This is a genomic window from Spiroplasma endosymbiont of Lasioglossum villosulum, from assembly GCF_964020195.1.
Taxonomy (GTDB): Bacteria; Bacillota_I; Bacilli_A; order Mycoplasmatales; family VBWQ01; genus Spiroplasma_E; species Spiroplasma_E ixodetis_A.
The window spans coordinates 408,630-420,323 of sequence record NZ_OZ026539.1; the positions used below are offsets into that span (position 1 = coordinate 408,630).

17 protein-coding genes and 1 riboswitch are annotated in these 11,694 nt (G+C 21.6%); of the genes, 13 read left to right on the plus strand and 4 right to left on the minus strand.

Annotated elements, in window-relative coordinates:
* Window positions 1–50: 50 nt before the first annotated feature.
* Both AACK81_RS02370 and AACK81_RS02375 read left to right on the plus strand, forming a co-directional pair.
* Window positions 51–1,784 carry an FtsX-like permease family protein gene (locus AACK81_RS02370; protein ID WP_338962204.1) on the plus strand — a complete coding sequence of 578 codons (1,734 nt, stop codon included), beginning with the start codon at window positions 51–53 and terminating at the stop codon, window positions 1,782–1,784.
* A gap of 101 nt (window positions 1,785–1,885) precedes the next feature.
* Window positions 1,886–2,104 (plus strand): hypothetical protein, encoded by a 219-nt coding sequence (locus AACK81_RS02375; protein ID WP_338962206.1) that lies wholly within the window; start codon window positions 1,886–1,888, stop codon window positions 2,102–2,104.
* 235 nt (window positions 2,105–2,339) lie between these two features.
* On the opposite strand, the gene AACK81_RS02380 is transcribed toward AACK81_RS02375, so the two are convergent.
* Complete coding sequence (locus AACK81_RS02380) at window positions 2,340–3,470, minus strand: Mbov_0401 family ICE element transposase-like protein (protein WP_338962208.1); 1,131 nt, start codon at window positions 3,468–3,470, stop codon at window positions 2,340–2,342.
* A gap of 341 nt (window positions 3,471–3,811) precedes the next feature.
* Between AACK81_RS02380 and AACK81_RS02385 the strand changes: the two genes are divergently transcribed.
* Entirely contained in the window at window positions 3,812–4,138 is a 327-nt protein-coding gene (locus tag AACK81_RS02385; protein ID WP_338962211.1) for a hypothetical protein, read from the plus strand.
* Window positions 4,139–4,156: 18 nt separating this feature from the next.
* A complete protein-coding gene (locus AACK81_RS02390) occupies window positions 4,157–4,450 on the plus strand; it encodes a hypothetical protein (protein WP_338962213.1) in 294 nt (97 codons plus the stop codon).
* A gap of 1 nt (window position 4,451) precedes the next feature.
* On the opposite strand, the gene AACK81_RS02395 is transcribed toward AACK81_RS02390, so the two are convergent.
* Entirely contained in the window at window positions 4,452–5,087 is a 636-nt protein-coding gene (locus tag AACK81_RS02395; protein WP_338962216.1) for a hypothetical protein, read from the minus strand.
* Window positions 5,088–5,125: 38 nt separating this feature from the next.
* Between AACK81_RS02395 and AACK81_RS02400 the strand changes: the two genes are divergently transcribed.
* The 9 genes from AACK81_RS02400 (at window position 5,126) to AACK81_RS02440 (ending at window position 10,063) form a co-directional block, all read left to right on the plus strand.
* Complete coding sequence (locus AACK81_RS02400; protein WP_338962219.1) at window positions 5,126–5,749, plus strand: hypothetical protein; 624 nt, start codon at window positions 5,126–5,128, stop codon at window positions 5,747–5,749.
* 116 nt (window positions 5,750–5,865) lie between these two features.
* The gene (locus AACK81_RS02405) at window positions 5,866–6,111 is read left to right on the plus strand and encodes a hypothetical protein (protein ID WP_338962222.1); all 246 of its coding nucleotides are present in this window, start codon (window positions 5,866–5,868) and stop codon (window positions 6,109–6,111) included.
* Between the two features lie 127 nt (window positions 6,112–6,238).
* Window positions 6,239–7,180: a rolling circle replication-associated protein gene (locus tag AACK81_RS02410; protein ID WP_338962225.1), complete on the plus strand. Its 942-nt coding sequence runs from the start codon at window positions 6,239–6,241 to the stop codon at window positions 7,178–7,180.
* 490 nt (window positions 7,181–7,670) lie between these two features.
* Window positions 7,671–8,132, plus strand: coding sequence for a hypothetical protein (locus tag AACK81_RS02415; protein WP_338962228.1), 462 nt, complete (start codon window positions 7,671–7,673; stop codon window positions 8,130–8,132).
* Window positions 8,133–8,301: 169 nt separating this feature from the next.
* Window positions 8,302–8,541 (plus strand): hypothetical protein, encoded by a 240-nt coding sequence (locus AACK81_RS02420; protein ID WP_338962231.1) that lies wholly within the window; start codon window positions 8,302–8,304, stop codon window positions 8,539–8,541.
* Window positions 8,542–8,555: 14 nt separating this feature from the next.
* Window positions 8,556–9,200: a hypothetical protein gene (locus AACK81_RS02425; RefSeq protein ID WP_338962232.1), complete on the plus strand. Its 645-nt coding sequence runs from the start codon at window positions 8,556–8,558 to the stop codon at window positions 9,198–9,200.
* Between the two features lie 32 nt (window positions 9,201–9,232).
* Window positions 9,233–9,421, plus strand: coding sequence for a J domain-containing protein (locus tag AACK81_RS02430; protein WP_338962234.1), 189 nt, complete (start codon window positions 9,233–9,235; stop codon window positions 9,419–9,421).
* Complete coding sequence (locus AACK81_RS02435) at window positions 9,414–9,560, plus strand: hypothetical protein (protein WP_338962237.1); 147 nt, start codon at window positions 9,414–9,416, stop codon at window positions 9,558–9,560. Before AACK81_RS02430 ends, AACK81_RS02435 begins: the two co-directional genes overlap by 8 nt.
* Window positions 9,561–9,907: 347 nt before the next feature.
* A complete protein-coding gene (locus AACK81_RS02440; protein ID WP_338962239.1) occupies window positions 9,908–10,063 on the plus strand; it encodes a hypothetical protein in 156 nt (51 codons plus the stop codon).
* 52 nt (window positions 10,064–10,115) lie between these two features.
* Here AACK81_RS02440 and AACK81_RS02445 read toward each other — a convergent pair whose 3' ends face one another.
* Window positions 10,116–10,703, minus strand: coding sequence for a hypothetical protein (locus AACK81_RS02445; protein WP_338962242.1), 588 nt, complete (start codon window positions 10,701–10,703; stop codon window positions 10,116–10,118).
* Between the two features lie 124 nt (window positions 10,704–10,827).
* A riboswitch (cobalamin riboswitch) is annotated at window positions 10,828–11,006 on the minus strand.
* 52 nt (window positions 11,007–11,058) lie between these two features.
* On the minus strand, window positions 11,059–11,613 hold the full coding sequence (locus tag AACK81_RS02450) for an inorganic diphosphatase (RefSeq protein ID WP_338962245.1): 555 nt from the start codon (window positions 11,611–11,613) through the stop codon (window positions 11,059–11,061).
* Window positions 11,614–11,694 lie beyond the last annotated feature (81 nt).

The window sequence follows — 11,694 nt, forward strand, 5'->3', positions numbered from 1 at the left end:
TTTTTAAATTGATAAAATTAACTTGAAGTATCAACTGGGGTTAGTGGAATATGGTAAAAATATTTTTCAATTATTTGCGTGAACAAAGAAAAAATATTATTCAAGTTTTAGGGTTAGGCTTTTTAGTTATGATTATGATTATAACTTTTTTAAGCATTCAATTTTCTGATCAATATGTAAAAAATCAATATTTAAATGATATTAGTCAAAATACTAATTTTCAAGAATTAAATGAATTACCAATTGAAAAAAATAGTTTTGAAAAAGAATATAATTATTATAAAACACATTTAGGATTATGATTGGAAAATATGTCATATTATAAACAAGATGATAGTATTGATACTTTTAAATTAAATCATGCAACTTTTCAAATTGTTTTAGTTAATGCTAATAGCGATACTTATCGTTTTATTTTTAATGGTAGTAGTGATTTAAGTGATTCTCATGCTAATAATTATTTACAAATCGGAAATAACATATCTACTAAATATCATCATCATTATGTTGATTTTAAACTATTAGTTCCTAATGATTATCATCAAGGTTATAATTCTTCTGAAGAATATAAAAATGCAATGCGTAATTTAATTAATAGTTATGTTTATGATGGAAAGACAAATATTAATCAAGTAAACTATTTTATTTTAAATGATAAAGCATTAAAAATTTATCAAGATGAAATTTATCATAAAATATCATACGCTAATCATGAATATAATACAATTGATATTTCTTTGCAATCACAACTATATTTTTTAATTATTAATGGCATGTTATTTCAAAATATTGAATGAAATCAATATACTTTAGTTAATGATTTATTAATGACCGGTAAATCTTTTCTATTTACACAAACAGTTCCTAAAAATATTATTGATCCACCAATTTTAGTAGGTAATTATAAACAAAGTTTAGAAGAGTTACCATTACAAGATAATGAAATTTTAATTTATGAACAATTTGCTAATAATAATAATTTAAAAATTGGTGATAAGTATAATATTGTTAATCGTACTTTTACTGTTAGAGGATTTGTTACTAGTCGTAATAGTGCTTTTATTGCTAATAATATTAGTGGATTGATGGATCCAAAAAATAAAACAGTTGCTTTTGTTAATAGTAATACAATGACTAATATCAATAATGATTTTAAGGGTTTTATTGATAAAAATAAACAAAAAAATAGTTTTAATCCAGTTTATCCTGAACGTAGTTTAAATCCATGATTATATAATATATTACATAATCAATTAGCATATGGTCACCATTATCAAAATCTTACTAATGGTATAAATTTTGCTAATGTTGCTAGTATTTTAACAAATGATGATTATTTATGAAGACCTTATAATGAAAATGCTATTTTTTTCTTAAATGAGCGAATTAATTTGACACAAAATGTCGGTATAATATTTTTAACATTAATTTTTACTGTCACTAGTGTTATTATTTTAATGGTAGTATGAAAGATGATTCATCATAATCATAAATTAATTGGAATTTTAAAAACATTGGGTTATAAAAATTGACAATTAACAATTTCTTTGGTTTTAGCTATTATTTGACTTTTATTTATTTTTGCTATTATTGGTGTTTTTATATCAGTATTTATTAGTCATATTCTTATTAATAGTCATAACTTGTATTTAGCGTTAATTAACTATGGATGATATATAAATGTGCATATGACAATTATTGTGGTAACTGTTCCTTTATTGTTATTAGTAATTATTAGTTTTTTTATAGTTTATTTATTTTTACAAAAAAACCACTTGACTTAATTAGTAGTAAAAATTTTAAAAAATATCATCATTTAAATATTAGCAAAATTTTTAATTTTATTAGTGTTAAAGTTATTGGTGATATTAGTTATCATAATAAATTGGCAATAACTATTAGCATGCGTAGTTTTGGTAAATTAGTTATCATTAGTATAGTTAGTATTTTTGCTGCCACATTAATGCTATTTTCAATTGCAGCTAGTCGTTTAGTTAATGATATGTTATCATTACAATTTGAAGGAATTAATTTTAATTATTTAAATAGTTATCATTATGAAGATATTGAAAATAATTGGGAGATTGTCAAAAATCCGGAATAAATTAAATCTATATAGTCTTATTATATTTTAGACAAGAAATAATTTGGATTTTTATGAAATTGTACATTTATCTTACTATTTTTTAAAACATATTTCAACTAAAATACTTAATTTTAAACATTATTAAAAAATTAAAAAATAAATTTAATATTTATACACAACAAAAATTCTTATTAAGGTATCCTTAATAAGTTTTATTCTATTTTGATTTTTTAAAAAAAAGTTAAATTTTAATTTATAATAATTGTATCTCTGTATTTATTTTATTACATTTAGAAATAACCATTTTAATGTAAATACTAATATTATATGTTCTATTACCAAGCATTTCTTTTAAAACATGTCAAATATTAGTTTCTGTAAAGCAACCAATATTTCATTTTTTACCTTGATTTTCAATACCTTGTTTATTATTTTTAAAATATTTTTTCTTTAATTTTTTATGATTATCTAATTGGTTATATAAATAATCAATTAATTTTTCATATTGACCATTATTAATTAAATTTTTACAATTATTATATTCTTTTACATACTTTCCTTTATTTCCGGCCATTATTCCAAGATATAATGTTCTAATTAAATGAAATTTATCTAAAACAAACTGTTCACCTAAATAATCAGCAACTTCTTTAATTCATCCTGCACTATCACCACAAATAATAATTTTAGCTTGCTCAATATTTTCATAAAATTTTTGACAATGCTCTTTAACAAATTCAGCAGTCTTTTTAACTCCAATTGCTGTTTTTGTTGGTCTAATAATTGCTTTTACTCTTTTATTTTGTACTTTATGATTAATATTATCTGTATATGTTACTATTAATCGTATAGAGTGTTTTATACCTTTACGTTTAAAATTTCAAAACTTTTGATGTCCATCATCAATCGCTACAAAAATAGGTTGATTTTTTTCTAATTTTACTTTTACTGGATTTGCTTCAATTACTTCTAAATTTTTAAAAACTCTATGAACAGTACTAACACTAATACCTGCTTTTTTACAAATTGCACAAATATCATGATATCTTTTTCCATCAGCAAAATATTCAATAATAGTTTGTTCAATATCTTCACCAATTCTTTTATATTTAGGTAATTCTAGTCATTCATCAACTAAACAAACTCTTACTCATTTTTTTAATTGTTCATCAAAATATTCATAAATTCTTCTTTTATAAGTTACTAATCCATACATTATTTTTCTTGTTCGATATTGATAATCAACAATTTTATATTTCTTTTTGTCTCTTGTATTTTTTATTCTTCAATCTCATTTTTCTCATTTCTTTGTTATATGTTCTAAAACTAATTTATCAATTTTTTCACTTTGTTCTCTAAAATTTCATTTATAATTAAAACTCATATTTTTTACTCTCCTAATCTGTTTCTGCATCAATTATTAATTTTAATTTACATAAATTTAAAGTGTTAAAATATGGTAAATTAAAATAATAATCTATTTTTCTTTATTTTATTCACAATAATCCACATAAGAACGTAATTATTACTAAAATAATGCTACTGTGAAAAAAAGTACTTTCATATTTACAATATAATAAACAAGTTACATATAATTAATAGTATATGTATCACAAAATAAACACCTTTAATTTAGGCGTTATTTTGCGTTTAAAAGCATACTTGTAAAAATAATCAAAAATAGTACAATTTATAAGTAAAATCAAGGAAAAAAGGAGTAAAAAAATGAAAGATACGGAAGATATAAACATTTGTATAACAAATGAAAACGAAAATGAAATTGAAGATAAAGATTTAGTAATTTTAAATTGTGAGTTTTGTACTAAAAATGTAAAAATTAATAAAAATAATTTTAAAACAGAAAAAAATCGTTGAGCAATGTGTTCAAAAATTTGCTTTGATAAATTTTTTAAACTTTCAAATGCTTTGGAATATTGTCAAAAAAATGAACATAAAGTTTTTACAAGAGAATTTACTAAAAATTATAATTTAGTACAAAAATTACAAAAAGAATTTAAAAGTTATAGAAAAAATAAAAAACTAACAAATTAAAAAAAGGAGTTATTTAACATGAAAACATGAATCAAAACAAATTTAAGTAAAATAACATTAGCATTAGCACTAACTGGTGCTACAACTGGAACAATAGGATTAATCATGGGGGGAGTGCTTACCCATAATGTAGGTACTAATGTTAAGCATTATTTAGACCACAATAAACAAATTATTTTTGGTACTTCAACAATATGAGAAAGAAAAAATCATAGTAAAGATATAATGGATTTATATTTTGCAATTAATAAATTTACAGATGATGCCATAGAATGAGATGGTACATATCCTGATGGATATTTTAATAAATAATCTAAATTTCTAAATTAATATAGGAAATATTTTCATTATATTTTTCAAATAAACTAATATTGTTTAAAGTGATATCAATACTTTTATCAGTTATTAAAATTAAATCATAATTTCCGGCACCAAATATTCCACTGATTTCAATCCGATTTAAGTTATTAATCGGATTTTTAATTTGCAATTCAAATTCATTATCATTGTCAATTTGTGAAATTTCTTCATAAAAGTCTAATTTAGAAAATAATTGAGATTTATTTGAACCATATAAATTCAAAGCATTTTTAATTTTATTTTTATTAATAAGTGCCCTTGTAAAGTATTTTCCATATTCACCATTACCTAATGTTCAATCTGCTGGAATTAATGAAGGTATGTTATTACTTTCTAATTCGTTTGTAATAGATAATCAGTTGAATTGATTATCATCAAGTTTAAATAATTCATTTTGACTAATGTCATTATTTTTTAATTTAATGTTATTAATATCTGTAAATTCAAAATATTCAGATTTTAATATCACTTTTACATCTTTAAATTCTCAAACTTTATCAGATGTAGAATGAATAGGATTTGACTTTAATTCAAAATAATAAGGCAATAATAATTTATAATCATCGTTTAGGCCATTATTAATTGACATTGTTGAATAAATATTTTTTGGGTAGCGATTTATTAAAGATGCGTAAAAATTTTGAAAAATCGACAACATGAAATTTATTACCACAAACATTTAAAAAACAGTGAACAAAACAAATAAATATTATTAAGTATTTAACAAATGAAAGTGGTAATAATAATGATTTATTAATTAGCTTTGGTATTATTCCTTATCAAGAACAAAATGAGTTACCTTTTATTAAATTGAATATTGAAGATTCTTATGATTTGGATTTTAGTCATAATAATGCTATTGGTAATACTTATGATAGTGTAACTCAAACTTTTAATGATTCATGCTTTAGTAATGAAGTTACAATAAGACAAACTATCTATGGTATTAATGCAAATAGTAATAATTTTATTAAACCTAATTTAATTAATAGTAAATTTAAAAATTTTATTAATATGAACAGTGATACAATGAACACTTCTGATTTTTGATTAGATAAAGAATTTACTAAAAATGTTAACAATATAAAAAAACAATTGCATATTACTAGTATTAATGCCCCAAATGTTACCTTTTTACCGATTGTAGCATCTAATGCCCAGCATCCAATACTAGTACTGGTAATGGTAACAATATTGGTAAAGCTATTTTATATCCATATTTTGATTTTAATGGTAATAAAAAATATTTAATTGGTATTATTTATGATGGCTTTAGGAATTTAGGAATATCAACATTATTAGTATCACAATCACTTTTAAATAGTGCTATTAATGAAAATACAGGATTATTAATTAATAATGCCAAAATGAGTAAATTTAATGATAATGAGTTACGACATTACTTAACTTTTATTAATACTGAAAATAATTATAATCTTGATTTAACTAAAATTTTGAATACTAACTACATTAATTCTAGTGGTTTTGTTAGTTCTTTGAGTGGTATTGTTCCAATTGGTAATGAAAAAGCAGCATTAGAAAATAATGAAATAAGTATTCAATTACTTATTGGTTTTTTTGCAATTTGTAGTATTATATTATCATTTAATTAAGTAACGTTTTTCTTTTATTTTGTTTATAGTTATATTTTATATAATTATGTGCTATTATATTTTTGTATTAATTAATAATTAACTATTTAAGTATTTATGCTTCATCTGAAAGGTAGTTTTTTTTGTTATGCAACAAGATTTTTATATTAAAAAGGTTTTTTATGCTTGTTATGTGAAAAATATAGTGTTACCAATTTCATTTTTGAGTAATATTGGAAATAAAAAAGGTAAATCTTATGTTGGTAGTAAACAAAAATTGAGAAATAGTACTGTTCGTGCAAAAAATAATTTAATTCAAAAAGCATTGCATAATTTTTATGATAGTAAAATAATGAGTTTTGTTACTTTAACCTATAAAGATAATATGCAAGATATTAAAAAGGCTAAAAAAGATATTGGCTTATTTTTTATTAAATTAAAAAAATGATGAAATGATCCTAAACGTTTAAAATATTTAGGTGAATTAAAGTATTTTTATGTTTATGAATATCAATCTCGTGGAGCAGTTCATTTTCATATAGTTTTTAATAGAAAAGTACATAAAAGTATGTTATTAGAATGATGAACTCATGGTTTTAGTGATTTAAAAGTAGTTAAAAAAGGAACTAATGAATTTGTTATTAAATATTTAGGAAAATATGTTACAAAAGCATTTGATGATGTTAAGTCTTTAAATCAAGCGGATGTAGGTGTAAAGGCTTATGCTTTTAGTCGTAATTGTAAAAATCCTATTGTAATTCGTGGTATTAAGAAAATAACAATTCAAGATATAATTAAAGCAAGTTTTAATGCTACAAATGTGTTTTATTTTAAAACTCCAAAAGATAGTGATGGTAATACTATTTTAACTGGTGGTATTATTGAAAGTACTGTTGTAAATGATTATTTTAAAGAATATGAAGATTATGAACGGTATGTATATTTAAGTGCTTTATCACATAAGCATTATTTACGGACTAGTGAAATTGGCTATTTAATTCATAAAGATAAAGATGTTTCAACTTGGTTAGATAAAGTATTTGGTGATAAGGTTGAAAAAATAATTTTTGGTAATAAAAAGTTAAATTAAATTTTAATTATAATACTTGTATATATATATATATATATATATAATGTTATTTGTAATTATGTTTTTTTTCAGATGAAAGCATAGTTACATTTTTTTCTTTTTTATGTTATTATGTATGTAGGTATTTATTTGCTTAATAATTGCGTTAATGTAACGAGTTAATAGTAGTAAAGGGTTATTAAGAGTAAATATTTAACTATTACAATTGTTTAAACAATTTCATCTGAAGGATAATTAAATATTTACTTTTTTGTTTTTTTAATTATTACAATTGTTTAAACATAATAGTTTTATTAAAGACAATTTAATATTTTTACGTAATGTATTTATATATTTATATGATTTTATTAAAAGAAAGAGAGGCATACCTCTGTTCGATTAAATTAAAATTCAGGTTAAGTATGTAGGGTAATTTATTCTTTTCCTATTCAGATGGGAATTTTTTTATTTTTAAATAAATATGAATATAAAATGTAGTAAAGCAATATTAATGGTTGGTTCCAACCAGAACCTTGGTTGGTGGAACCGTGGGGTTTATCCCACTGGGGTAGGTTGCGAAGCAACTAGGGGCAACGCCCCTAGGAACTTGATGATTATGACTTTGATGATTATGACTTTGGTTACTAATATTTTAGTTCGTGATAATTGAATATTGATTAATATTTTAAAAGTATTGGGATATAATACTATGGAAGTATCTTACAATTTTATTATAATCGTTGTCCCTTTAATTTTAATTTTTTCAGTTTTTAGTATTTTTATTACCCCAATATTGATTAATATTTTAGCACAGCAGTTAATTACTTTTAGTCATGTTATTTATCCAATTATTTTTCGTTGATGATATTTTTTATTAGCTTTTGGTATTAATATTATTGTTTATATTAGTGCTTATATTATTACTTGATTATTAAATTTTAGAAAATATAAGTTATGAGCATTTATGGAGTAAAGATATTAGTTAATAAAAATTTTATTCTAGTAAAAATTTAAAAAAGGAAGTTTATTATGTTTTTAATTGATTTTCACTTAGAAAGGCATATAATGATTTATAATGTTTTTAAACCCATTGTTTTAATTTTAAAGCAAATGGGTTTTTATGTTAAAAAGGAGATCAACTTATGGAACAGCAAGAAAGTAAAACACAAACATCTAGTAATGAGTTAAAATCAAAAATAGAAATTGGACAAGAAAAATTACAAAAAGAAAAAGATAAATTAATAAAATTACAAAATGAAGCAGAAACAGTTTCTGTTTCTAAGGAAACTAAAAAAGGAATTGCAGAACAAATAGAAGCAATTAATCAATTAGAAAAAATGATTAATGAAGTTAAAATACAACTTAACAAAAATGTTTATTAAATAAGGAGTAAAATATGCCATTAGATAAGGATAAGGATAAACAAGATTTACAAATTAAAATATTTACAGATGAGCAAATTCAATTACTTACCGAAGATGATATTAAATCATTATCAATTGAACAAATTCAAGTATTTAATGAAAAAATTAAAGTATTAGATAAAGAAGTTGAAAAAAGAACCATAATATTATCAAATTATATTGATGTAATTACTGATGCTACTTTTAAAATAACTAGTTTATTAGAAGAAAATGTTTCTTTGGAAAAGCAAAAAATCGGCAATTTTAAAAATTTTATTTTTTGAATGCTTAGTTGTGGTTCTGTTAATACAAATAAAAGAATAGAAAAAAAACTAAATAAAAATAAAAAGGAAATACAAGAAAAAACTAATGAACGAACAGATTTAAAAATAATATTTGAAAATATTAGTTTAGAAAGAAAAAAAATAAATGATGAGTTAAATAATTTAATTAAATTAACTGAATTATGAAAAAATATTAATGATAAAAAAAATAGTATAAAAAACACTTCACCAGATAAAGAATTTTCTTGTTCTAAATTTGTTCAAGAAATTAATGCTTTAGAATTAACTAGTCAAACAGCAGTAAATGATCGTGTACAAACTTACCATAAATATAATCATTATTTATGAATATAGTAATGCTTATTAAAAAGGAAAAAAAACTAAAAATGGAACAATATTATGAATTATTAGGTTTATCTATTGGTGCAACAATTCCCGAAATTAATGCATCTTTTAGACGTTTATCTTTAAAATTACATCCAGATAAAAATACTAATAATCCAGAAGCAACTATTAATTTTCAAAAATTAAGTGAAGCGCGTAATGTTTTAGTTAAACATAAAAAATATGATTAAAAATTACTCTAGAGAAATTGAGTGTCACGCAATAATTAAAAATAATTTAGAAAATAATCAGTCAAAAACTCAAGAAAATTTAAAAAAACAACAACCAGAACAAGAAACATTTCAAAGTAAACAAAAAGAGAAATTTTAGCTAAGCAAAAATTTAAGATATTTGAAAAAGAAATTGATCAAAAAATAAAAAAATATTATATTGAGTTATTACCAAAAATACTTGATTTTAAAATAGAATTAAAGAAATTAGAAAAAGAACTTTTAACTTTACAGTCAAAAAGTTTTAAATTAAGAAAATCTATTATTAATTTAAATACAAAGAAAATAAATCCAAGAATTAATTTTTATATTAAATGTATTACTTTAGATTTTTATGATTGAAATAAAATAACAGAAAAAGAACTATGTGAAAATAAAAATGAATTTATAAAAACCAATAGGGAAAAAGAAAATTTAAAAGAAAAATATGATATAGTAAAAACTAATATGCAAATATTAATTAATGAGCAAAACTTATTACAAGAAGATCTTAAAGAATTATTTGCAAAAGAAGATGATTTGAAAAAATATATAAATTCATTTAATTTAGAAGAAAAAGATTCAATAAGAGATTGAAATAAACACTTTTCATTATCAGTTTAATGATATAAATAATATTATATGAATAGTTAATGATTTAAATATAAATTTAGTTTTATGGTTCAACTAATATTTCATTATTTGATGTTTGTTCATCATTGCGTTCTTCAATAATATTATTATCAATAATAATATAATATTGTAAATATTTATTTCAAATACTGATAATTGGTTTATACAGAAAACTACTAAACATAAAGTTACCAATGCCATGAATAGCATCAAAACTTAATCCAGATAATCAGTAAAGATAAAAACTGGATTTACCAAATAATATTAAATGAATTAGAGCATCAAATGTACCAAAAGTAAAACCTCATAAACTTGTAATAATTACAAAAATTCATCAATGCTTTTTAATTAAATGATGAAATATTCAAATTATTATTACCAATATTGGTCATATACTAAAATATAAAAATATTCAACTATTACCACCGTAAAGTAGAATTTCTAATGAAGCAAAAATTAAAGGAATAGTAATTGACATATATAATGGAAAAACTAATGCTGAAAATGCTAATAGGAAAGTTACAACTTCAATATTTGGTAATATTGCTAGTACTTCTTTTAAAGCAAAGACCAGTGCTGCATATGAAGGAATAATCAAGATACGAATTAATTTTTGGACATGGTTACTCATATTTGTTCTCGGCTTTCTTTATTTTTTAAATTTAAAACCACCTCATAAAGGTGGTTTAGTTATACTAATCGGAGATAAAACATCAATTAAAATTATATAACTGTTATCTGCACCCAGAGATTAGTTTAGTAGTATTAAATAGATAGGTCTACTGGCTTAACTTCATTTTACTTGTTACCCTTCTCAAAATCTTTGATTTCAATGGATTATGTAACTTTTATCAGTATCACAGTTGCTGGGGCAGCTTAAGATTACTTAATTCCCTTTTATGAACAGTTGTTCATCTATTTAATTTTATTTAGTTGTATTTAATGATAAATGATTTAATATATTTTTAATATATTAAATTTTTTCTTTATTTTTTGTTTAATAATGACACTAATTGTGCTTTTGGTAAATTATTCATTTCATTTTGATATTGTTTAAACATATTTTTACATGTTGTAAGTTCAGTTAATGTTTCTTTTAAGTTACCTCAACCTTCAATTATGACTTTCTTTTTTTGTAATTCTTTATATTGTAGAAAGAAATTAACAATTTCATCACGTAAATGTTGTGGTACATCTTTTAGATCTTGATACTCATTAAAGCGTGGATCAGAATTAACAACACCAAATAATTTAGTATCAACTTCACCACCGTCAATCATTTTAATCATTCCTAAAATTCTAACTTCTACTAAGCAACCAGGGAAAGTTGGATAAGTAATTAAACTAATAATATCTAAAGGATCACCATCGTAATCTAAAGTTTCAGGAATATATCCATATTCACCGGGATAAAAATTAGCACCATAAAGAACACGATCTAATATCATAGTTTTAGATTTTCAATCATATTCATATTTATTACTTGATCCTTTGGGAATTTCAACTACCATTTGCACAATGTTATTTTCGCTTTTATTCATTAATACTTCATCTCCTTTTAAAAATTAATTTTATTATATAATAAATAAACGTTTTTTTATATATAATTAAAATAATAAATG